General features: G+C 38.0%; 21 protein-coding genes. 16 read left to right on the top strand and 5 right to left on the bottom strand.

The window, feature by feature from the left end:
- Positions 1–32 precede the first annotated feature (32 nt).
- Entirely contained in the window at positions 33–1844 is a 1812-nt protein-coding gene (locus AAC073_RS06765; protein WP_339923088.1) for an ABC transporter transmembrane domain-containing protein, read from the top strand.
- Here AAC073_RS06765 and nadC read toward each other — a convergent pair.
- A complete protein-coding gene (nadC, locus tag AAC073_RS06760; protein ID WP_339923087.1) occupies positions 1825–2679 on the bottom strand; it encodes a carboxylating nicotinate-nucleotide diphosphorylase in 855 nt (284 codons plus the stop codon). The two genes, AAC073_RS06765 and nadC, sit on opposite strands and share 20 nt — an antisense overlap.
- 42 nt (positions 2680–2721) lie before the next feature.
- The gene (locus AAC073_RS06755; protein WP_339923086.1) at positions 2722–3123 is read right to left on the bottom strand and encodes a DUF4783 domain-containing protein; all 402 of its coding nucleotides are present in this window, start codon (positions 3121–3123) and stop codon (positions 2722–2724) included.
- A gap of 248 nt (positions 3124–3371) precedes the next feature.
- Here AAC073_RS06755 and gpmI point away from each other — a divergent pair, with 248 nt between their 5' ends.
- Positions 3372–4901: a 2,3-bisphosphoglycerate-independent phosphoglycerate mutase gene (gene gpmI / locus AAC073_RS06750; RefSeq protein ID WP_339923085.1), complete on the top strand. Its 1530-nt coding sequence runs from the start codon at positions 3372–3374 to the stop codon at positions 4899–4901.
- Positions 4902–4906: 5 nt separating this feature from the next.
- Positions 4907–5473 (top strand): hypothetical protein, encoded by a 567-nt coding sequence (locus AAC073_RS06745; protein WP_339923084.1) that lies wholly within the window; start codon positions 4907–4909, stop codon positions 5471–5473.
- Between the two features lie 161 nt (positions 5474–5634).
- Here the strand turns inward: AAC073_RS06745 and AAC073_RS06740 are convergent, their stop codons facing one another.
- From AAC073_RS06740 to AAC073_RS06730, 3 genes are all read right to left on the bottom strand, one after another.
- Entirely contained in the window at positions 5635–7158 is a 1524-nt protein-coding gene (locus tag AAC073_RS06740; RefSeq protein ID WP_339923083.1) for a sodium:proton antiporter, read from the bottom strand.
- Between the two features lie 177 nt (positions 7159–7335).
- Positions 7336–8565: a Glu/Leu/Phe/Val dehydrogenase dimerization domain-containing protein gene (locus tag AAC073_RS06735; RefSeq protein WP_339923082.1), complete on the bottom strand. Its 1230-nt coding sequence runs from the start codon at positions 8563–8565 to the stop codon at positions 7336–7338.
- 27 nt (positions 8566–8592) lie between these two features.
- Positions 8593–9681: an anhydro-N-acetylmuramic acid kinase gene (locus AAC073_RS06730; protein WP_339923081.1), complete on the bottom strand. Its 1089-nt coding sequence runs from the start codon at positions 9679–9681 to the stop codon at positions 8593–8595.
- 104 nt (positions 9682–9785) lie between these two features.
- On the opposite strand from AAC073_RS06730, the gene AAC073_RS06725 reads away from it, so the two are divergent.
- The 13 genes from AAC073_RS06725 to AAC073_RS06665 all read left to right on the top strand — a co-directional run bounded on the left by AAC073_RS06725 (position 9786) and on the right by AAC073_RS06665 (position 23915).
- The gene (locus AAC073_RS06725; RefSeq protein WP_339923080.1) at positions 9786–10511 is read left to right on the top strand and encodes a type III pantothenate kinase; all 726 of its coding nucleotides are present in this window, start codon (positions 9786–9788) and stop codon (positions 10509–10511) included.
- A complete protein-coding gene (locus AAC073_RS06720; protein WP_339923079.1) occupies positions 10498–11793 on the top strand; it encodes a hypothetical protein in 1296 nt (431 codons plus the stop codon). The genes AAC073_RS06725 and AAC073_RS06720 overlap by 14 nt, the downstream gene beginning before the upstream one ends.
- A gap of 11 nt (positions 11794–11804) precedes the next feature.
- Positions 11805–13109: a tetratricopeptide repeat protein gene (locus AAC073_RS06715; protein ID WP_339923078.1), complete on the top strand. Its 1305-nt coding sequence runs from the start codon at positions 11805–11807 to the stop codon at positions 13107–13109.
- 279 nt (positions 13110–13388) lie between these two features.
- Complete coding sequence (lptC, locus tag AAC073_RS06710) at positions 13389–13994, top strand: LPS export ABC transporter periplasmic protein LptC (RefSeq protein ID WP_339923077.1); 606 nt, start codon at positions 13389–13391, stop codon at positions 13992–13994.
- 9 nt (positions 13995–14003) lie between these two features.
- Positions 14004–14222 (top strand): hypothetical protein, encoded by a 219-nt coding sequence (locus AAC073_RS06705; RefSeq protein ID WP_339923076.1) that lies wholly within the window; start codon positions 14004–14006, stop codon positions 14220–14222.
- Positions 14222–15481 carry a hemolysin family protein gene (locus AAC073_RS06700; RefSeq protein ID WP_339923075.1) on the top strand — a complete coding sequence of 420 codons (1260 nt, stop codon included), beginning with the start codon at positions 14222–14224 and terminating at the stop codon, positions 15479–15481. Before AAC073_RS06705 ends, AAC073_RS06700 begins: the two co-directional genes overlap by 1 nt.
- Positions 15482–15575: 94 nt before the next feature.
- Positions 15576–17690: a peptidylprolyl isomerase gene (locus tag AAC073_RS06695; protein ID WP_339923074.1), complete on the top strand. Its 2115-nt coding sequence runs from the start codon at positions 15576–15578 to the stop codon at positions 17688–17690.
- Positions 17691–17788: 98 nt separating this feature from the next.
- Positions 17789–18055 carry a DUF493 family protein gene (locus AAC073_RS06690; RefSeq protein ID WP_339923073.1) on the top strand — a complete coding sequence of 89 codons (267 nt, stop codon included), beginning with the start codon at positions 17789–17791 and terminating at the stop codon, positions 18053–18055.
- 13 nt (positions 18056–18068) lie between these two features.
- Positions 18069–18299, top strand: a complete 231-nt coding sequence (locus AAC073_RS06685) for a 4a-hydroxytetrahydrobiopterin dehydratase (protein WP_339923072.1) — start codon at positions 18069–18071, stop codon at positions 18297–18299.
- Between the two features lies 1 nt (position 18300).
- Entirely contained in the window at positions 18301–18987 is a 687-nt protein-coding gene (rsmI, locus tag AAC073_RS06680) for a 16S rRNA (cytidine(1402)-2'-O)-methyltransferase (protein ID WP_339923071.1), read from the top strand.
- Between the two features lies 1 nt (position 18988).
- Positions 18989–19783 carry an inositol monophosphatase family protein gene (locus AAC073_RS06675; RefSeq protein ID WP_339923070.1) on the top strand — a complete coding sequence of 265 codons (795 nt, stop codon included), beginning with the start codon at positions 18989–18991 and terminating at the stop codon, positions 19781–19783.
- 227 nt (positions 19784–20010) lie between these two features.
- Positions 20011–20619 carry an NAD(P)-binding domain-containing protein gene (locus tag AAC073_RS06670; RefSeq protein ID WP_339923069.1) on the top strand — a complete coding sequence of 203 codons (609 nt, stop codon included), beginning with the start codon at positions 20011–20013 and terminating at the stop codon, positions 20617–20619.
- A gap of 290 nt (positions 20620–20909) precedes the next feature.
- Entirely contained in the window at positions 20910–23915 is a 3006-nt protein-coding gene (locus tag AAC073_RS06665; RefSeq protein ID WP_339923068.1) for an AsmA-like C-terminal region-containing protein, read from the top strand.
- The last annotated feature ends 22 nt before the right edge of the window (positions 23916–23937 follow it).

Below are 23937 nucleotides of genomic sequence, written 5' to 3'. Positions count from 1 at the left end.
TAAAATCGTTGACAGGTAAAAAATATTAATAAATGGCCAAGCAAAGAGGTTTACCTTTAGAAGAAAGTGACAAAAGAAAAATGAACAAAAAGAATTTTGAAAAGCTTTTTGGGATTTTCAAGTTTGCCATACCCTACAAAGTACCTTTTATCATTGGGATGGTTTTTTTGTTTTTTTCGAGCCTAATGCTTTTGACCTTCCCTTATGTAGCTGGGAAATTGATTGATGCAGCTTCTGGGAAAGACTGGATTGTAAACGACATCAATGGTATTGCCTTTATCCTTATTGGAATCCTTTTTATCCAGAGTATTTTCTCTTTTTTCAGGGTTTGGCTATTTGCCAAAGTCAGTGAAAAATCAATGCGGGATATAAGGGTTGCGCTATACGAGCGATTGGTGAGATTGCCCATGACATTCTTTGATCAGCGTAGAACAGGTGAATTGATCAGTAGGATCACCTCTGATGTTACGATGTTACAAGACACTTTCTCCATTACCTTGGCAGAGCTATTTCGCCAAATCATTACCTTGTTTGCAGGGATAATCTTTTTGTTTTACACTACGCCAAGGTTAACGCTTTTTATGTTAATAACCATTCCAGTGCTTGTGGTAATTGCCATGGTTTTTGGGAAATTTATCAGGAAGTTATCAAAGAAAACGCAAGATTATCTCGCCTCCGCCAATGTGGTAGTTGAGGAGACATTGCAATCAATAGTGACGGTGAAATCTTTTACAGGTGAATCTTATGAGATCAACCGTTACCGAAACAAGTTGAACAGTGTAGTAGAAGTGGCCTTGAAAGCGGCTGGATACCGAGGCGCTTTTATATCTTTTATAATTTTCGCACTCTTTGGAGGGATCGTAGCGGTTATCTGGTATGGTGCCACTTTAGTAAGTGCCGGGGATATGAGTGTAGGTGACCTAATTTCTTTTGTCTTGTATACCACATTTATAGGAGGCTCTATCGCTGGATTGGGAGATATTTATGGTCAGGTACAGAAGGCTATAGGTTCTTCAGAAAGGGTATTGGAGATCTTGAATGAAACTACCGAGAAACAGATAGTAGGCAGTTCCATCAGTCGAATGAAAGGATCTGTTCTGTTTGACCAGGTATTATTCCATTACCCAACAAGGCCTGAATACAGGGTGCTAAATGGTCTTACTATACATGCGGAACCAGGAGAGAAAATTGCTCTTGCAGGTCACAGTGGAGCAGGGAAATCTACTATTATTCAGTTACTACTGAAATTTTACAATGTTGGCAGAGGTGATATTTTATTGGATGGTAAATCTATAGCAGATTGGGATCCGCAGGCTTTGCGAAATAATATTGGCATGGTTCCTCAGGAAGTGCTTTTGTTCGGGGGGTCTATACGAGAAAATATCCGATATGCCAAGCATGATGCTACTGACGAGGAATTGCTGGAAGCGGCCAAGCAGGCCAATGCTTTAGAGTTTATAGACAAATTTCCCGAAGGCCTAGATACTTTAGTAGGAGAAAGAGGGATCAAGCTTTCTGGAGGGCAGAGGCAAAGAATAGCCATAGCAAGGGCGATACTGAAAGATCCAGCCATACTTATATTGGATGAGGCAACCTCATCCTTGGATGCTGAAACCGAATCGTTGGTGCAAGAAGCGCTTGATAAATTAATGAAGGGGAGAACCACCATTATTATTGCTCATAGGTTGTCCACCATTAGAAAAGTGGATAGAATCTATGTGATCAAGGATGGGAAAGTAATAGAAGAAGGCAATCACGATTCTCTTTCTGCAAGAGAAGGAGGACATTATGCCCACTTGGTTAATTTGCAATTTGCTGATGATACTAAACAGCCTTCAGACTGATATCAAGGCTTTGAACCTGATGTGTAAGTGCACCAACTGATATAAAATCTACCCCTGACTCAGCCACAGCAGCGATGGTGAATTCATCAATGCCGCCGGAAGCTTCCGTTACATACTTATTGTCAATTAATAATACCGCTTCCTTCATTATGGCTGGGGACATATTGTCTAACATAATGATGTCTACACCACCAATAGCGAGGACAGTTTTTACTTCTTCGAGATTTCTTGTCTCGATCTCTATTTTTAAATCTAACTTGTTTGCTTTTAGGTAGGAACGAGTAGCTTTTATTGCTTCGGCTATTCCTCCAGCAAAATCGATATGGTTGTCTTTGAGCATAATCATATCATACAAAGCATAGCGATGGTTTTGCCCCCCCCCAATGGCCACGGCCCATTTTTCAAGCATGCGGAAGTTTGGAGTAGTTTTACGCGTATCTAATAATTTTGCTTCGGTATGCTTGATTAGTTCATTGATATGGTGGGTTTTGGTAGCTATTCCACTCATTCTTTGCATGCAGTTTAATACCAACCTTTCGGTTGTCAATATAGATCGAGCACTTCCTGTAACCGTTAGTCCTATAGCTCCTGGAGTTACCGCATCCCCATCTTTTAATAGTAAGTTGACTTCTAGTGTGGGGTCGTAAAAATTGAATATATGCTTGGCCATTTCAATTCCAGCTATAATTCCTTTTTCCTTAATCAGTAGTTTTGCATTTCCTATTTGATTGGAAGGAACTGATGCCAATGTGGAGTGATCCCCCTCGCCTACGTCTTCTTTGAAGGCTGATTCCATAAATTGGGTTAACCTTTCCTCTGTTATATAGTCTTTCATGTTTGGCAAAATTAGCAAATTATTTGCTCCAAACAGCAATAATTATTCTCTGACAAAGTCAATGCTATAAACCAGCCAATTTTTATTATTTAGTTCTTTGCCTTTAATAAATACTTTAAAACTATTTTTTAGGGAAGTGTAATTACCTATAAGATAGCTGGTTTGAGAATCAATTTTTTGATGTTTTAAGAGTTCAAAACTACTTACTGGATTGCCTTTGAAAAAATTGGCTAGGACTATTTCAGCCTGATTTTTAGAAAAATCTCTCTTGTCATTGTCAAAACGAATTTCCACCATATCATCTAAAAAGGAGGAAACAGCTTTGCTTGATCCATGCTGAAGGGCAACAATAATAGGAGTTTCTTTGTTTTGGGCCTTGCCCACTATGGAATTTGAAAATATAAAAACACCAGCCAAAAGAAATGTAGTAATAATGCGTAACATATTAATTCTCTATCAAAATCCAGACCAATATATTAAAAATTTTAAGTTTTATTTCATGAAATTCTATGGTTTTACTTTTGGCAGTGACGAGTGTAGATTATTTTCCAATTTACTGAGGCCTATCTTTAATTGTCTTATATTTGTGGGGTAATGGATAAAATGCTGGGATGTTTATTTCACTAAGATTCCGAAACTAAAACAGCAATTTCCTCAGAATTTTTATTTGATTGAAACCAATAGAAAAAGACATGAATAAAAAAGTTTTATTGATGATACTAGACGGATGGGGCATAGCTTCAAATCCGGAAGTTTCTGCTATTGATAAAGCCAAAACGCCTTTTATCGACAGTTTATTTGAAAAATATCCTCACTCTAAATTAGAAGCTTCAGGTTTGGCCGTTGGTCTTCCAGAAGGCCAAATGGGTAATTCAGAGGTTGGTCATATGAACATCGGGGCTGGTAGAGTGGTTTATCAGGATTTGGTTAAAATTAATAAGGCAGTAAAAGAAGGTGATCTCAATGATCATCCTGTGTTGAAGAACGCTTTTTCTAATGCCAAATTGAAGGGAAAGAAGGTTCATTTCGTAGGTTTGGTTTCAGATGGGGGCGTACATGCACATATTTACCATTTAAAAGGTCTTTGTGATGCAGCAAAAGCAAATGGGTTGGATGATAATGTGTTCATTCATGCGTTTACAGACGGAAGAGATACTGATCCCAAGGGTGGTTTAAGGTATTTAGAAGACCTTAAAAGCCACTGTGAAGGTTCAACTGGTAAAGTTGCTTCCATAGTAGGGAGGTATTATGCCATGGATAGAGATAACCGTTGGGAAAGAGTCAAGTTGGCTTATGATGCCATGGTTAAAGGTGAAGGTGAAAAGTCCAAGGACATGCTTTCAGCTATTCGGAAATCCTATACCAATGGCGTTACAGATGAATTCATTCGCCCAATAATACAAGTGGACGAAGAGGGCAAGCCTCTGGCTACCATTGATGAAGGAGATACTGTGATCTGCTTTAATTTTAGAACAGATAGAGGTAGAGAGATTACAGAAGTGTTGACACAAAAGGATTTCCCTGATTACAACATGAAAAAACTTGATCTCGACTACGTGACTTTTAGTCGATATGACGAGAAATACAAGGATATTGCAGTAGTTTTTGAAAAGGACAATCTAAGAAATACCTTAGGTGAGGTGTTGGAAAGAAATCATAAGAATCAGATACGAATTGCTGAAACTGAAAAATATCCACACGTTACTTTCTTCTTTTCGGGTGGTAGGGAAAAACCTTTTGAAGGAGAAAACAGGATATTGTGCAATAGTCCTAAGGTAGCAACTTATGACTTACAACCTGAAATGTCAGCTTTTGAAATTGCGAAAAAAATCAATCAAGAACTTCCCAAAAAGGAAGCTGATTTTATATGCTTAAATTTCGCTAATGCAGATATGGTAGGACATACTGGCGTTTTTGATGCTGCAATGAAAGCATGTGAAGCTGTCGATGAATGTGCCAATTCTGTTATTGATGTGGCCTTGGCCAACGATTATACGATTATAGTGATTGCAGATCACGGCAACAGTGATGTGATGATCAACCCTGATGGATCTCCGAATACTGCCCATTCTACCAATTTAGTGCCCTGCATTATGGTAGATAAAAATGATCAGCTCGAAGTAAATGATGGTAAACTAGGAGACCTTGCACCAACGATATTAAAGCTTATAGGTGTGGATAAGCCTGTTGAAATGACAGGCAATATACTTCTGAAAGCCTAAATATAATGGGCAGATACTTGAAGGTTATTTGCCTGCTGCTTTATGTAGGAACCCTTTTTTCATGTAAGAAGGATGAGCAATTAGCTATTGCTAATCCTACTCAGATTGATCTCTATTTTCCTCTTTCTGATTTCTTACAAAAAAATATCGGGAAATTGGAATTTGCAGAGGTAGTAAAGGAAATTCATTTTAATGATGAAACTGAAATAGTAGACTTCAGCCTTGATAGTTTAGCGTGGAGGCAAGAGTTAGATTTCTTTTTTCAATCGGATATAAATAAAGCAGCCTTGGCTTCAGCCTATGAGACCAAAGAAGAACCTGATCTTCTAGTACATCAACTTAAGCCCAATGAGAAAGGAAATATTAAGTTGATTAAAGTCAAGAAAAATGCTGGAAAGGTGGTAAACATTACCATACTTTCAGAGATTAGTAATATGTTTTACCAATCTACTGTTGAAGGCCTCATAATACTGGATGCCAATGAGGAAATAAGTTCCTATGAAATGTCAGGAGATCAAAAAGTTTGGTTTTTACCAGGTACCAATCTTCATGTAGAAGGGAAAGTAAAGTGACGTGTTCTTAAATAATAAGCAATTAAAAAGCCAGATAGGATATTCTTATCTGGCTTTTTAATTTACCCAGGATTGTACAATGGAAATTTATAATCCGGCTTAATATGGGGTCGATATTTTCTATCCCTCATAGGATACAAGTAAACCTTCTAGTAAGAAGTTTAGGAAAAGGCGAAGAATACAAGCCAAGTAATAAATAGAATAGGAAGTAAAATAGGGATTGAAAATCTCAAAATGTATCCAAAGAAGGAGGGCATTTTAATACCACTTTGTTCTGCAATTGACTTCACCATAAAATTTGGGCCGTTACCTACATAGGTCATTGCTCCAAAAAAGACAGAAGCAATGGATATGGCCATAAGTTCAAATGAAGAATCAAAATACCTGTCCATGGCAAAATCCCTTACATGCTGTATATTGTTGATATCAGCTCCCTGAGAGGCCATAGCTGCGGCCAAGAAGTTGAGGTATGTTGGCGCATTGTCTAGAAAACCAGAAAGAATACCCGTGCCCCAATACAAGGTGTTATGCGTTATCATAGCAGCACCTTGCTCCGATTGAGCAAAACTACCTACCAATTCAAGGGCTGGCATCATGGTGCCGAAAATGCCTATAAAAATAAAGGCCACTTCCCGGATGGGCTCAAAGTTAAAATCATTTCCTAAAAGCGCTTGCTGATCGGCAAATTTGTAAGAAAAATAAGCCACGGAAAGCATTATCGTTTCTCTAATAAAACTGAAGTTTTGACCATCATAATGTATGGCCGGAACCCAATCAAGTACATTAGGATCTAAAAACACAGAAATAATGATGACTAGAAGCCACAAGAAATTCTTGGTCCCTTTTAGGGATATTTTATTGCTGAATTGGGTTTGCTCATTCAGTACTACACCGTCTCCTTTACTGCCAAACTTTCGATCAACAAAATAAAACAATACAGACAAAAAAGTTAGCGCCAATATCCAGGCCTGCCAATTATGTTCTAAAGTCCAGAAGAAAGGTACACCTTTTAGAAAGCCTAGAAACAATGGTGGATCGCCAATTGGTGTTAAGGAACCCCCAATATTACTTACCATAAAAATAAAGAATATGATATGGTAAGCCTGAATATTGTTTTTGTTTAAGCGAATAAAAGGGCGAATCAATAACATTGACGCACCAGTGGTACCTATTAGATTGGAAATCAATGCACCTATAACCAGTAAAAGCACATTGGCCATTGGCGTTGATTTTTTATCAACTTCTATTAAAATGCCTCCTGAAGCAATAAATAGGGAGGCTAGCAAGGAGATAAATTGAATATACTCTGCCAGGGCATGAACAGGGTTGTGCACATTACCCAATACAAATAAGTAGTAGAGAACCACCAGTAAAGCCAACCCTACCGCGATTTTTGGGTAGTTGTGGTGCCAAAAATCCTCGTAAAACAGTGGGCCAGTTGCAATCATTAGCAACAATGCGACAAAAGGTATAACTAGCCAAGCAGGAGCATGATGATGTTCCAATGCTTCTTCTAAGGTGGTTTCAGTTTGTGAAACATGTTCTTCAGACCGGCTGTCTTCTGCGTGATTCTCCCCCTGGGCAATGTATTGTTTAGCAGTAAAGTCTTGGGCTTGTAAGTGTTGAGGGACACTTACGCTTATTAATCCAATGAATAGGAGCCATGAAGCTAAATACTTCTTCATTCACTTGTATTTATTGTGTAAGAATGTTTAAGTTAGATTTTGTGATCGTGGTTGATCTATCAAATAATTGCTATTTAATTCCCTAAGCTAGCTAATTTGTGTATTAGTAACCAAATAAATTTTTTTCTAAGGTTAAAAATCCTCTAATTTTTAACCTTAGAATCTTCGTCAATAGGATTATTGTAACTTGTGAAGCGCAATTTCTAATGCCGTTTGGGCGATTTTCGTCTTATGAGGATTAAAAGTATGACATTTTTTTAAAGCCCTAAAAACTGTTTTACTTACATCCTGAAACATTGCTTCATCTGTAATTTGTGCCTTGCCTGACATTAAAAAGGCAGTGATTCTTGCAAGTCCGGCATTGGATATGAAATCAGGTATTAATGAGATTCGGTCATCCGCCATTTTAGTTACTGGGCCTAAGAATATATCGTTTTCCACAAAGGGGAAGTTTGCCCCACAAACGATTAATTCTAATCCACCTTTAATCAACTTGTTCAGATGATCTTTTTCAATCAATCTTGACTTTGCTGCTGGAATAAAAATGTCTGTTGGTAATTCCCAGATTTTATCTCTAGCATTTTCAAAAGAAATGAGCTTCTCACTTATTAGTTTGTTGTTTTTCTTGTTTAGAAACAATGAGGTAATCTCTTCAGGCGAAATGCCGTTTTTATCTATGACAGCCCCTTCTAATGACATGATGCCAATTATCTGAACACCTTCTTTGGCTAAAAAGTAAGCGGCTGCAGCACCTACATTTCCCCAGCCTTGAATTATAGCTTTCTTTCCAGAAGCTGTTCCTCCCCAAAGCTTGTAATAATGTAGCACAGCCTCAGAAAGTCCGTATCCAGTAATTACATCACTTATTTGGAATTTAATCTGGCCAGCAGGTAAATACTTTGGGTTTTCTACTATTTTCGATAACCCTTGCCTTAACTGACCAATTTTTTTTATTTTTTCTGGCGCTCCTCCTTTATTATACAGGACATTTACAATTCCTTCTTGAGGATGCCATAAGCCGTATTTTTCTGACATGGGAATGAGTTCGGTGTTTTCATCGATATTTATACCCGAACTTGTGCCGTAGTAACTTTTTAAAATGGGAGCAACAACCTTAAACCATCGTTCCAGTACTCCCGCTTTCCTTGGGTCATTTGGGTCAAAATTGATCCCTGATTTAGCTCCACCTATATCTGGACCTGAGATGGTATTTTTTATAGCTGTGTTTTTAGCCAACTGAATTACTTCATTTTTGTCTAATCCTAGTTTCATCCTGGTATCTCCTACAGCAGCTCCACCTCTTAGACTATTTATGACCAACCAACCTTCGGCTTCTGTTTCGCTATCGCTCCACTCAAAGACTATCTCAGGCTGTATGTTCTCAAAATTTTTCAGTAATTCTCTCATTGGTAATGATGTTTAGGTTCTTTTTAGTCAAAAAAGTCCAAAAATGGTGCCACCACAATTATTTTTAGTAGCTCCGGTAACGGATGCTAAACAATTGGTTTCTTTTCTAAGGCGCAAAACACCTAAAAATGCAAAAACCAATGCCTCTTTAAAATCTATGAGCTGCTTCTCAGGGAGGACTAGATTTACGCTATGGCAAATTTTATTTTGAAGGTTTTGGATAAAAAAACTGTTGTAAGCGCCACCTCCAGTTACCAATAGTCGATGTTTGGTGGACTTATCTTTAACATGGTCCAAAATTATTTTTGCAATACAAGCTGCAAAATGTTCAGATAATGTAGCAAGAACATCTTTAGGTAAATAGGTGTCGTGGTTTAGAACTGGTAAAAAGTCTTGACTGATATTTTCTCTGCCAAGTGATTTAGCTCCATATTGTTGGTAAAAATCCAAAGCATTTAATGCTGATAATGCCTCTGGAATAATGGAGCCTGATTTTGCTAAGTTACCGCCATCGTCATAAGCTTTACCAGATTTTAAGGCAAAGTGATTTAAAAGTAAGTTGAAAGGGCAGGTGTCAAAAGCGATTCTTTCCCCTTGATGATCCATTGAAATATTAGCGATGCCACCCAAATTCAAAGCGAAATCGAAATCGCTAAATAATAAAGCATCTCCAATGGGTACAAGTGGTGCACCTTGGCCTCCCAATATTACATCTAATTTTCTAAAATCATTTATTACCGGTAATCCAGCAGCATAACTAAGCGCAAATCCATTGCCAATTTGCTTGGTCATTTTCAAATCAGGTCTATGAAACACGGTGTGGCCATGGGAAGCAATGGCCGAAGGCTTGAGGTTATTTTTAAGACAAAAATCTTTAACAGCCTGACCCATCCATTCACCAAATTCTAAATCCAAACATTCTAAAGATTCAGCATCGAGTAAATGAGCATTTTGTAGTGATTGTTCTAATTCTTTAGTGAAGGGGATGGTCTCAGCCTTAATTATTTTAAAATGCCAGATTTTTTCATTAGTAAATTCGCAACAGGCAATGTCCAGCCCATCACCTGAGGTGCCGGACATTAGACCAATAATTGTAGATACGCTTGAGTTTACCATGGGTTAAAGTTTGTTAAAAAATAAAATCTTTCCCTAAAAATAATATATCACCGACCAGCCTCCAAAGTAAAATGACTAATTTTGAAACAGTTTATTTATAGTTTATGATACAAAGGCACTGGGTTGTCGATATTGGAAATACCCGAATAAAGGTAGGTCTCTTCGAAAAAGGAACACTGTTGGCGTCTAGATCGTTTTCGGAACTTGAAGGATGCCGCGATTATTTAGCGCCAGAAGAAGGGGACAGGGTTTTAATTACTTCTGTGAAGTTATCTATAGAGGCATTAAAGCAAGTGTTCTCTTTTCCTTTTCTGTATTTTGATCATCATACACCTTTAGAAATCACTAATGCCTATGAGACCCCTAAAACCCTAGGACTGGATAGGTTGGCCGGAGTTATTGGTGCCAGGTCTTTTAAGAAAGATGGCGCAGTGTTGGTGATTGATATGGGTACCTGTATTACTTATGATTTCCTTGATCTAAAAAATAATTACATGGGTGGGGCTATTTCTCCAGGGCTTAGCATGCGGGCAAGATCCATGCATGAATTTACAGCTAGATTACCCTTAGTAAAAGTGGGTAATGCTGAAATTTCTTACCTAGGAACAAGCACAGCGTCTTGTATGGAGTCTGGAATTTATCACGGTATTACTGAAGAAATCAAAGGGTTTATTCAAAAGTATCAGCAGGATTTCGGTCATGTTGAGGTCTTTATTTGTGGTGGAGATGCCGAAATCTTTGAAAGCTTAATAAAAGACCACATATTTGTAATCCCCAATTTGGTCCTTTACGGATTGGACAGAATCTTAAAACACAATGTTGAAAAATAAAATACACGTAGCAGCCCTAATTGTTTTTATAGGATGTTTTGCTACCCACCATATCAGTTACGGTCAATTATCATCTTCTACCTATAGTTCTTTGGGGGTTGGCGTATTTAACAATTCCGGGCTAACCCAAAACCAAGGCATGGGGGGCATGGGGATAAGTTTTGGTAATAGTTATAGTATCAACCACGTAAATCCAGCTGTTTCAGTTAAAAATACCGCTTATGGTTTTCAAGCTGCACTTAATTACAATAAGTTAACAGCAGCAACCGAATTGGCCTCTGAAGATTTGGATGGCGGTGGATTAAGCTATGTAGCCATGTCTTTTCCCGTAGTTCCGAGAAAAGTTACCTTGGGATTTGGCCTTAATCAATTAACCGGAGTAGATTATAATATCATCGTAAACACACCTGTAGCAGGAACCGATCTTGTTTCCAAAAATACCATTGTTGGCACTGGAGGATTGAGTCAGGTTTATCTACAAAGCGGTTTTCAGGTCTATAAAAACCTTAGCCTGGGCTTTGAAGGAGCTTATACGTTCGGATCAACAATTAGAAACAATCAGTTAAATCTTTTAGATACTGATTTGAATTCAGTAGGGATTTCATCAGAATATTATGAGAGGCTCACCTTTAGTGATGTGGTTTTTAAAGGTGGTGCCTATTATGCTCAGCCCTTGGGAAACCAACAATACCTTAATATAGGTGCCATTTATCAAATTTTTGGGGATGTTAATGGAAGAGAATTTGCGAAAGTGGCTGAATCTGGCCAAGCTAGCATCCCGAATAGTGATGGAGATGTCATCGCAGACAATGTTTCAGGAAATGTTTTCATACCTGCGAAGCTAGGTTATGGTGTAACTTATGAAAAAATTAATAAATTTGCGGTAGGTTTAGAAGCGCAATTTCAGGATTTTTCCTCTTTTCGTGCATTTAATGCTTCTTCACCAAGCGGTAATATGGGAAAAGCCTTTAAATTTTCCCTTGGAGGGCAGTATATACCCAATGCCTTCTCACTTGAAAGCTTGTTAAGTAGATCTACTATTAGGGCTGGTATCGAATATGAACGACTACCTTTTCAGGTAAACCAAAAGAACGTTGATGACATTGGCATTAATTTTGGTACTTCCATTCCGATATACAGTATGTCTTTATTGAATTTGGCATTGAAGGCAGGTAAAAGAGGAACAGTAAATGATGGATTAGTTAGAGAAAATTATATTAAAGTTTCTTTAGGATTATCAATAAATGATAACAGTTGGTTTTACAAAAAAGTATTTGAATGATGTTGACAAACATGAAAATTAAATTTGCAATTATAGGATGTTTGTCCTTCCTCATGGTGGGACTGGCTCAAGCACAGGATGGATGGAATTTTCCGTCAGATCCAGCAATGGAAAAAAAGGCTAGGGAATTAAATGCTGCCTATAATGATTACCTGAATTCAGAAGATTTTCTGAAAGCTAAAGCACCGTTAAACTGGTTGCTTATCAATGCCCCAGACTTGAACGAAGCACTTTATATCAATGGTGTAACGGTCTATGAAGGTGCTGCCAATCAAGCAACCGATGAGGCAGAAATCAGTGTTTATCAGGATTCTGTATTGATGCTTTATGACAAAAGGAAAGAACTTTATGACAACGAGGATCAGTGGATCATTAACAAAGCTTATTATGCCTATAAATTTTACAAAGGGGACAAAGATAAGGTAAATATTGCTGCTGATTTGTTTGAGAAAGCCATAGACATACATGGTAAATTGGATCCATCACAATTAAATGCAGCCTATTTTGATGCTGTATACAGAAATTATGTATACAATAAGGCTTATACTCCTGAAGAGGTTATTGAGAAATACGAGTTTATTTCTGGAAAATTGGACGAGGATGATGCTGCTGGAATCAATACCGCAACTTCAAGAAGCACTCTTGATCAGTTATTGAATGCCATGGAAATCATCGATTGCGATTTTATCGAAAAGAACATGGGACCAAAATTGACTGCAGATCCTACGAATCTTAAGTTAGCTAAGCAAGTGTTTCAATATTCCATCAAAGAGAAATGTACAAGTAGCGATATTTTCTTATTGGCACTTGAAACCATTGATAACGACAATCCTACTTTCACTACTTCTCAAGTAAGGGGTATGCGTTACATGCAAAATCAGGACTATGAAAAAGCTGGAGAGCTATTTGAGAAAGCTTTAACATTGGCCAAAACCGATGAGGAAAAAGCTGAAATTCACTGGGACTTGGCTAAAGTTCATGCTAATCTTGGTAGAAGAGGTCAGGCTAGAACTTCTGCTTTGAAAGCAGCTGAGCTAAATGAAGAGTTGAAAAGCGATGCCTACTCCTTTGTTGGTGGATTAATTATGTCTTCTTCGAATGCTTGTAAAGGTGGTCAAAGTAGGGTGAAAGATTATTCTATCTTTATCGCAGCTTACAATGCTTATGCAGTTGCCGGAGATAACAGCGGAATGGCCAATGCAAAAGCAAGGTTCCCTTCTAAGGAAGAATTGTTTACAGAAGGATTCCAAGTGGGTCAAACGATCAATACTGGATGCTGGGTAGGACAGACTGTAACGCTAGCCACTAGAGATTAAGATTATCCATCAAAAATATTAACTAGTAAAAGAAAAAAGGCGGTAGCAATACCGCCTTTTTTCTTTTATGCCCATTCCAGAAATGGGTTCATCATTTAAATTCAATTTCAGGTATTTTTTTATAGGACAGTACAACCCTTGCTTGGCATTTAATGTTAAGTTTTATAGATATTTAGACCGCAATTAAGGTTTTTAACGAAGGATTACTCAGCCATTTGTGCAATCCAAGTTAAAAAAATAAAATTCCTCCCAAAATGTCCTTACCTTTGTACGAATATTATGGTTATTAATAGTTTGAGCGTTCAACAATTGTACCGTCAAATCTTTCGATATGAAGCGAAGGTTGTTTTTTCTGCGGTTGCAATTAGGCATTTGTTGCTAGTTGTTATCCTGGTTTGTAATTTTGGCTGTAGGGAAGATGCTGACCAAAGCCAACTGGCCTTTTATGAAGGTCCCTATCGAACGAGCTTTAAGGTGGAGCTTCTTCACAGTGACTCGGCTATAGTAAGGACAAAGTTGATGGCTGATAAGCAACTTGAATTTAAGAATGGAGATGCGGAATTCCCTGAGGGAGTTGTCATTCATTTCTTCGATAAAGAGGGTGAATTGAGTACTACCATTCGCGCAGATAGAGGCTATTTAGATAGGAAAACCAATATTTATAGAGGTGAAGGAGATGTTCAAGTGCATAACCTTGTGAAAGAACAAAAGCTTAATTCTGAGGAGTTATTTTGGGACAAGTCTAAGAAAAAGATTTACACAGAGAAATTTGTCACTGTGGAACAACCAGATCGAATTATTAAGGGAACAGGAATGGAAGCTGACGAAGGATTTAATGAATATAAATTTACTAAGGTGACGGGTGTAATTGATAATGTTCTCTAAAATTGTAAAATGAAAATAAGTAGTGCAATTTTATTGTCTCTTGCAGCTGCTTTGGTGGTAATAGGTGCACACCTTACCATTAAGGCAGGTATAGTAGCCTCCTATCCACTCTTCATGTTTGCAGTGGTATTATTATTTTGGCACATGTACCGTAAAAACAAATTGGAAGAAACTGAAATGAACGATAAAAAATCGAATAAAGGTAAAAGTAAACGGAAGAAGAATTAATGGACAGTCATTACTTACTATTAGTACTTATAAGTCTGTTTTTTTCGGCATTATTTTCAGGAATGGAAATTGCCTTTATTTCGGCCAACCGTCTGCAAATTGAGCTACAGGGTAAGCAAGGGAAAGTATCTGGTAAGGTTTTAGCAAGTTTCATTCAAAACCCCGGTCAGTTTATAGGTACTTCCTTGATGGGTAATACCATTAGTTTGGTGCTTTATGGTATTTTTATGGCTTATTTGTTGGAGCCACCCCTAAGCTATTTATTGCCTGAAGCACTTAATACGGAGGCAGGAATAATGATCGTTCAGACACTGGTTTCTACGCTCATCGTGTTGGTTACAGCAGAATTTATTCCTAAAAGTATTTTCATACTTAATCCGAATAGGCTACTTACCTTTTTCTCGCTTCCTTTTGCAGTGATTTACTACTTGATGTACCCTATTGTGTGGGTGGTAGTCGGACTTTCTAAATTTGTCATAGTAAAGGTGCTCAATTTGGAGTACAACGATGAAAAGCCAGCCTATACCATTACGGATCTCAATAGCTTTGTTCAAAATTATATGGACACCAAAGGGGAAGATTTAGATATAGATACCAAAATTTTTGACAATGCAGTAGATTTCAAAAAAGTTAAGGTAAGAGAATGCATGGTTCCCCGTACAGATATTGTAGCCATGGAAGTTGAAGATGAAATTTCAGATCTTAGGGAACTGTTTGTAGAAAGTGGGCATTCAAAAATTATTATCTATAAAGAAACCATTGACGACGTTATAGGCTACTGTCATCACTTAGAACTTTTTAAAAAGCCTAAGTTGATAGAGGACATTTTGACTCCAATTATCATAGTCCCCGAATCAGCGCTTGCCAATGAATTACTGGTCCAGTTTATTAAAGAATGTAAAAGTTTGGCCTTGGTAGTAGATGAATTTGGAGGAACAAGTGGCATTGTGAGTATGGAGGATATCATTGAGGAGATTTTTGGTGAGATTGAAGATGAGTATGACAATGATGATTTAATTGACCAAAAAGTAGCTGATGGAGAGTATCTGCTCAGTGCTAGACATGAAATAGATTACCTGAATGAAAAATATGAATGGAACCTACCTGAAGGAGAGTTTGAAACTCTGGCAGGATTTATCCTCTCCCTAACGGAAAGTATTCCTCAGAAAGGAGAGTTTGTTAGCTATGGACCCTTTACGTTTACTATCGTTTCCAAGCAAGATCACCGAATAGATACTGTAAAAATCAAGATTATATAACCAACGTTGTAGAAATACTTTATTTATAGATGCGGTAATATTTTGAATTTACCACTATATGTAATTATTTTGCGACACTTCAAAAAATAGGAGAATGGCATTAATTAAACAAATAAGACAAAGAACAGGTCTGGCGATAGGAGTTATCGCTGTAGGGCTTATATTCTTTTTAGTAGGAGGAGACCTTTTAGGGCCTAACTCCATGTTATTGGGATCCAGTAGAACGACTGTTGGCGAAATTGCAGGGGAAGACATTTCCTATGAAGAGTATGTAGAGAAAATTGAACAGACCAAGCTCAGTTTTCAGCAAAATACTGGACGTAATCCTTCGGAAAATGAACTTTCAAGCATTAGAGACCAAGCTTGGCAGGCTTTAATTGTTGAAAAAATATTCTCTCAGCAGTATGAAGAACTTGGTTTAGTGGTATCTGATGAGGAGCTTGTTGACATGGTTCAAGGAAAGAACATCATTGGAGAATTAAGAAGGCAACTGACAAATCCGCAAACTGGTGAGTTTGACAGGTCTCAATTGATTACTTTTCTTCAATCCTTAGAGACTGCAGATCCTCAACAACAAATGTTTTGGGCGCAGCAAGAAAAGCTGTTTGCTGACTCCAGGCTAAGAATTAAGTATGACAATATGTTGGCTACTACTGAATATGCCAATTCAGCAGAAGCCAAAATGCAACACAAAATGGCCAATACAACTGCGGATGTAAGTCATATTCAAATACCTTATTATGCGGTTTCTGATTCCACAGTATCCCTTACGGATGGAGATATAAAGTCTTACATCAGTAAGAACCAAGATAAATATAAGGTTGTTGAAAGCAGAGGATTGAAATACGTTCGTTTTCCACTTCAGCCAAGTGCAGAAGATTCTGCAAATACCTTGGAAAACATCAAGAACCTAACCATTGAGCTTAAAGAGACCCAAACAGATTCTGCCTTTGTAATGAGGAATTCAGAAGCTGCTACTCCTTTTGTTACAATCAATCCAGGAGATCCATTGCCGGTGAATTTTACCAACAATGTAGATAACCCTGAAGTAGGTGTTGTATATGGTCCATTCTTAAGCAATAACACAAGCTATGTAACCTATAAAATCACGGACAGTTTTGACGGTGACGCTAGAATGAGAGCGAGTCATATCCTTTTGAGTACAGAAGGAATGGATGATGACGCAAAAGCGCAAGTTAAGGTGAGGGCTCAGGAAGTATTAGATGAAGTAAATGATACTGGTAACTTTGAAGTTGCTGCTGCCCAATATGGCCAAGATGGAACTTCTCAACGTGGGGGAGACCTGGGCTGGTTTTTCAAAGAAAACTTTGTCACTGAATTTGCTGACGCGGTTTTTGCAGCCAATTCTCTAGGTGTCATTAACAAATTGGTGGAAACTGAATACGGTTACCATATCATTAAGGTGACTGAATTGGCCCAGACGACTACTCAAAAAGTAGCCGTACTTGAACTGGAGCTTATTGCAAGTGACATCACTAGAAACGATATTTTTAGAAATGCCGATTTCTTTGCTGCAAATTCCGATGATGCTGCTTCATTTGAAGAGAATGCCAAAACGGAGAATTACCAGGTAACTACAGCTACGAACGTAGGTGCAAACGCAAGAAGTATCAACAATATGAATTCTGCGCGTGAGGTTATAAGATGGGCATTCAATGATGCATCCGTAGGTAAAGTTTCTACCGTTTTTGAATTGGATGATGCTTATGTAGTAGCGCTTCTTACAAGTAAAACTGAAGAGGGTGAAGGAAGCATAGAGAATCCAGAAATTAAAGCTCAAGCTACGATTGCCTTAAGAAATGAAAAGAAAGCTGAAATTATTAAGGAAAAAATTAAAGGATTAGAAACACTAGAAGCAATCAAGGAGGTATATCCGGATGCGTCCATAGGTACTACTCCAAGTTTGAAACTCAATGCTAGTGTATTGCCTGGTATAGGTTTTGCACCTAAGGCAATAGGGTCCATTTTCGGTCTTCAGAATACAGGAGACATGACAGATCCAATTACAGAAGACATAGGGGTTATCGTTGCCAAACTTAATGGCATTATACCAGCTACTGAGATTGCTGATTATACGCGTTATCAAAACGAAATTACGGCTAGCGCTTCTCAAAGAACAGCCTACATGATTATGATGGCTATGGAAGAGCTGGCTGGCGTAAAAGACTACAGGTACAAGTTCTTTTAACTGCCCTTCAAACCAAATAAAAATCCCATTCCTACCTAAGGAATGGGATTTTTTAGTTTTTAGGGATTTAATTTTACAAAAAATTGGTTGAATAACTAATGGAAAAATTAAATAGTAATTCAACTTTCAAAGAAAAGTTGGAGATGGAAACTAGTTTTCCATCCTTGTACATGTTTAAATTTATCGTGCCTAGCGGTAAAGAAAACGAGATTGGCGCTTTACTTCCCAATAATGAGATGGTCTTAAAATCATCTTCACAAGGGAAGTATGTTAGTGCTACCATAAAAGCAATGATGCGCGACAGCCAGTCTATTATAGACATTTATGAAAAAGCGTCAAAAATTAAAGGAGTAATCGCACTATAAAATAACCATTTGTATGTGGAAAGAAGAGAACAATAAATTATCAAGAAGCTTTGAATTTAAAGATTTTAGTGAAGCATTTGCCTTTATGACTAGGGTAGCCTTTCTCGCAGAGTCACAACAGCACCATCCCAACTGGAGTAATGAATACAACAAAGTTCATGTTGAACTTACCACTCATGACAAGGGAAACACTGTGACGGAGAAAGACCTCGATTTAGCCCAAGCCATAGACCGTTTAATATAGTATGTCAATCGCTACAAACACTAGCCTATACCTGATCCCAACACCAATTGGTAATCTCAAAGACATTACCCTAAGGGCACTAGAAACCTTGCAGGCGGTTGACGTAATTTTAGCAGAGGATACCAGAACCTCAGGAAAGCTTCTCAAACACTACGAAATCAAGCGTCCCCTAGAAAGCTACCACATTCACAACGAGCACAAAAATATAAGTAAACTTATAGAGCGGATGGAGCAAGGTACTGTATTTGCACTCATTACTGACGCTGGTACTCCTGGAATATCTGATCCTGGTTTTCTCTTGGTACGTGAGGCCATAGCTGCCAATATCGAAATATGCAGCTTGCCTGGGGCCACCGCCATCATTCCTGGGCTTGTTAATTCAGGGCTGCCCAATGACAGGTTTGTTTTTGAAGGATTTTTGCCACATAAAAAAGGTAGAAAAACTAGGATAGAGGCATTGGAGGACGAAAAAAGAACCATGGTTTTCTACGAATCACCCTACCGGTTATTAAAAACCCTTAATCAATTGATGGAAGTCTTTGGTCCAGACAGAATAGCTTGTGTGAGCAGAGAGTTAACAAAGCTTCACGAAGAAAACGTGAGAGGTAGCCTTTTGGAGCTTTTAAATTATTATACAGAAAACACCCTAAAAGGAGAAATAGTACTTACAGTCGCCGGAAAAAACTAATATGGAATTACAGGAAATCACCGTAAAAGTAGAAGCACTTGCCAAGAAGGCTGGTAAATTTATTCGTGAGGAAAGCAAAAACTTTAACTTGGATAAAGTTGAACAAAAAGGCTTCAATGATCTTGTTTCTTATGTAGACAAAGGTGCTGAGGAGATAATAGTTAAGGAGCTTGCGGAAATTGTACCAGAAGCTGGCTTCATTACAGAAGAAGGTACAAGGTCTGAGAGAGACAAAGAATATACCTGGATTGTAGACCCATTAGATGGTACCACCAACTTCGTTCATGGTATTCCGATGTATGCGGTGTCTATAGCCCTTGCGAGAGGCACAGAGATCGTTGTGGGCGTAGTTTACGAGATTAATCTTGACGAAAGTTTCGCTGCTTATGAAGGATCTCCTTCCACATGCAATGGAGTACCTATAAAGGTAAGTGGTGTAAGTGAACTTTCCCATAGTCTGGTAGCCGCAGGTTTTCCCTACGATGATGGGGGGAAACTCGAAGCGTATCTGCAGTTATTGAAATATTTTATCAAAAACAGTCATGGGCTTCGCAGGCTTGGCTCGGCAGCTGTGGATTTATGCTATGTAGCTTGTGGAAGAGTGGAAGGCTATTTGGAATATAATTTACAATCCTATGATGTAGCTGCCGGTACCCTTATCGTAAAACAGGCGAGAGGGAAGGTTACTGATTTCAGTGGGGGTCAGGATTTTATTTTTGGTGGTCAAATTTTGGCGTCAAATGAGAAGTTGCATCCAGCTTTTCAAAAAGCCCTGTCTGAAAAATTTGTGTTTTAAGGAGATATAATTGTTTCCTGTATATTGTGATTAACTACAAAAAACATAATTCAAAAAAATTAATTTCATATGTAAAAAAATAATTTGTATTTTCGCTATAATTGATTAGCTTTCAATCATTTAATAAAACAACCTGTTTTTCGGACTTATCACCCCCCGGTCTTCTATTGATGGGCATTGCGTATTTTACCGAAATGGGCTGTTTACTATTTAACAATTCGAATAAAATGAAAATAGGAATTTTAGGAGGTACGAATTTGGCAACTAACCTTGGGAACAAGTTTATTGCTAGAGGAATGGACGTAGCATTTGGTGTGAGGGAAGGGTTCAGTGCGAGGAAGGTTGAGTGGAAAATTCTTAAAATGCAAAACCACAATGTTCTGAACTATGCCGATGCGATCACTGGCTCGGATGTAATTATTATATGTTGTGAAAATGAATTTCTACCTGTAGTTTGCAAATACCTAAAAGAATTTGGTTCACCAGAAATGTTGTTTATCGATAGTACCAATGGAGTGAACGATGAAAGTGTAACCTGTAATACTACCCTTATTGGACAGGAGACGGGACATGAGCGTGTTTTTAAAGCATTTAACAATCTCGGAATTGATTACCCAAAATCGGACCCTTTAGCGCTCATTAAAGAGACCTACTTCTGTGGGGACAATAACAAAGATAAATTGGTTGTCAAAAAGCTGATTGAGCTTATTGGTTTTAAGGCAATTGATGCTGGGACCATTAAGAACGCTTGTTTGCTAGAGGCTGTATACCACCTAAGTAAAGAAATCTCTACCACCAAATCAGGAGATTGTCACTTCAGACTTATGTCTGTCTAATTCCCTTTCATTTTTTTATATCCTGTTTTTTTAAGATTCTATTTTTATCGGTATTGTTTTTGTAGTTTATAAAATAATTTAAACGCCTTGCGTTTTAAATTATGTTTACCAAATTAGGGTCCCACTTTTCTAATACGTGCTGAAATTACTTTAAATTTAAACTTTTGTTGATGTTGTTTTACAATTTAAATTTGAAGCGATTTAATGTAGCTTTTGTGCGCAGTTTGAAAGATTTACCCTAATTAAGATCCAATTCTCGAATTTTTAATTTTTCTTTCAATACATACACCATGAAAAAAATCGCTTATTTTATTTTTGCCTTTTTTGCTTTAGTCCTATTGGCTCTGGTGGCAGTGCCTTACTTATTTAAGGACAAAATTTTTGATAAGCTTGATCAGGAGCTGGCCAAGTCTGTAAATGCAACAGTCTATTATGACCGGGATAAGGTGAGCTTGAGTGTTTTTAGAAATTTCCCTAGCTTATCAGCTGGTCTAGGAGATTTTGGGGTTAAAGGCAATCCACCTTTTCAAAATGATACTTTAGTACATGTGGGAGAATTGCAGGTAGACTTAGATATTTGGTCCGTTATTTTCAGCGAAAACCCAAGTTTAAAAGGTATCCGGCTTCAGGATGGTCAGTTTTATATCAAGGTATTAGCGGATGGTAAGGCCAATTATGATATCATGTTTGAAAGCGAGGAAGGTGAGCCTGTCGATACTACTTCTTCCAACTTCCAATTGGGAATAGATTTGATAGAAATAGAAAACCTGGACTTTATATATGATGACAGATCACTTGACTTTTTAATGGTGATGTCGGCCATGGACTTTGTAGGAAGTGGTGACCTGACCTTAGATGTATATGATTTAATGATTAAGGGTGAAGGCAATATTGTAAACGTGGCTTATGAAGGGGTAGAGTACCTCTCCAATAAATCCCTCGCAATTGACTCTAAAATTAACGTCGATTTAAAAAACATGAAGTTCGGAGTGAACGGAGCTTCGTTGAAGCTTAATGACTTTGGCTTTGGTATTGATGGGTTTTTGGCAATGCCGGGAGACGATATTGAGATGGATGCCAAATTCTATGGCAAAGACAATGACTTCAAAAGTGCACTTTCTCTTGTTCCTGGTGTATATTCTGCCTCTTTCGATGATTTGAAAACATCTGGAGAAATGGATTTCTCCGGCGCACTAAAAGGGACCTATAGTGAAACCTCATTTCCAGCATTTCAATTTGGGCTTGTCATAAATGAAGGCATGTTTCAATATCCTGATCTTCCAAGACCCGTTCAGCATGTGAACATGGAATTGAAGGTTGTCAATGAAACAGGTGATTTGGATTACACGGCTATTGACCTTTCCAGGTTTTCTCTTGAATTCGGAGATCAGCCGGTTTCAGGAAGGTTTATGGTCAAAGATTTGATTAATTATGAAATGGATGGTCAGTTAATAGGTAAGCTCGATCTATTGGAATTAACTTCTATTTTCCCAATAGAAGACATGGAGTTGAAAGGGCAGTTGGCCATAGATGCTACGGCAAAAGGGAGATACGACAGTGTAGCAGAAATAATCCCAGTCATAAACGCAAAAATTGAATTGACCAATGGGCATGTAAAAAGTGCAGCTTATCCAGCACCTATAGACAATATAAACGTTAGGGCAATAGCGGCTAATAAGACTGGGAAAATGAATGATTTTGCAATTGATGTTCCCACATTCGGTTTTGACCTAGAGGGTGAAAAAATCAATGGTGCTTTAAAGCTTAACGACTTGACGGCCTTGAATTATGACTTTTCGATACATGGAGCTGTGGATTTAGGGAAGATAGTAGCCATCGTACCAATGGAAGACATTTTGTTGGAAGGCAAAATAAAAGCTGATTTAGATGCCAAAGGAAGTTATGAGGCCATTGAAGCCAATCGTTTTGGACAGCTCGACACGAAAGGCGAATTGCTAGTCAATGATTTTTACTACGCAGACAAAGACTACCCTCAAGGAGTAAGGATTAATGAAGCTTCTGCTAACTTCAGTCCAAAAGCCATAAACCTGGTTAAAATGGATGCACGGCTGGGTAAAAGTCCAGTACAAGCAACTGGGACTTTGTCCAATTACATGGCATTCTTACTTAGTGAAGAAGGTAGCAATGACCTTCAAGGGAGTTTAGATATTTATTCTAGCAGTTTTGATGTCAATGAATGGATGACAGGTGCAGAGAGCGCTAGTGAAGACACTACCGCGTTGGAAGTAGTTGCCTTGCCTGATAATATTGACTTCACCATGTCTGTAAAAGCGGATAAAATCTATTACGATAACCTTACATTAAACAATGCTTCGGGGAAATTATGGGTAAAAGATGCAGTACTAAAACTAGAAGGATTTAAAACAGATATGTTGGGAGGTTCATTGGTATTCGATGGGACTTATAACAGCAAGGATATTTCAAAACCTTCTTTTGACATGACACTCGATATCAGTAAACTAGGTGTTCAGGATGCGTTCAGATCTTTTGTGACGGTGCAAACCTTTGCCCCAATAGCGCAGCATGTCACAGGTATATTTTCCACAAAATTTTCTTTTTCCGGTTTATTGGGCCAGGACATGATGCCTGTTTTGTCAAGTCTTGATGGTTCGGGATTGATTCGGTTGGCAGAGACAGCTTTGAAAGACAGTCCACTTGTTAAGGGCATTACCAGTCTAACTAAATTAGAAGACACAGCCACCATAAGTTTAAAACCACTGAATATCACAGCAAGAATTGAAGACGGCATGTTGAATATTCCTCCTTTTGAGTTGAATTTATGGGATTACCCAGCAAAAATTCAGGGAAGCACTGGTTTTGATGGACGGATAAATTATTTAGTAAATATAGATGTGCCTGCTAGTAAATTTGGCTCAAAAATTAATGGGCTTGTAGCAGGTTTGGTAGGTACTGATTTATCTAATACCAATGTTCCCTTAGCTTTCAATATCGGTGGCAGCTACGCTAGGCCAAACATAGGAATGGCTTCTTCTGAAAGTCTAGAAGCCTATATCTCTAATGCACTGAAGAGTAAAGTTTCAGGTCAGAAAGAAGATGTCAAAGACAAAATCACTGCTGATTTTAAAGCGAAAGAGGACAGCTTAAAACAGGAGTTTAAAGAAAAATCAGAAGTTGCTAAAGACAGTGTCGTGCAGGAAGCCACAAAAATTATAGACCAAACCAAAGAGAAAGCAGTGGATGAAGTTAAAAACCTGCTCAAAGGTTTTACCAATAGGAAGAAAACGACTGAAACTGAAAAGCCAACACCTGAATAATTCCAGGTATTTGTGGAAAACG

Origin of the sequence: uncultured Cyclobacterium sp. (genome assembly GCF_963977555.1) — a bacterium.
Classification (GTDB): Bacteria; Bacteroidota; Bacteroidia; order Cytophagales; family Cyclobacteriaceae; genus Cyclobacterium.
Note: the sequence above shows the minus strand (reverse complement) of the source record. Positions and strands in the feature narration are given on the sequence as shown.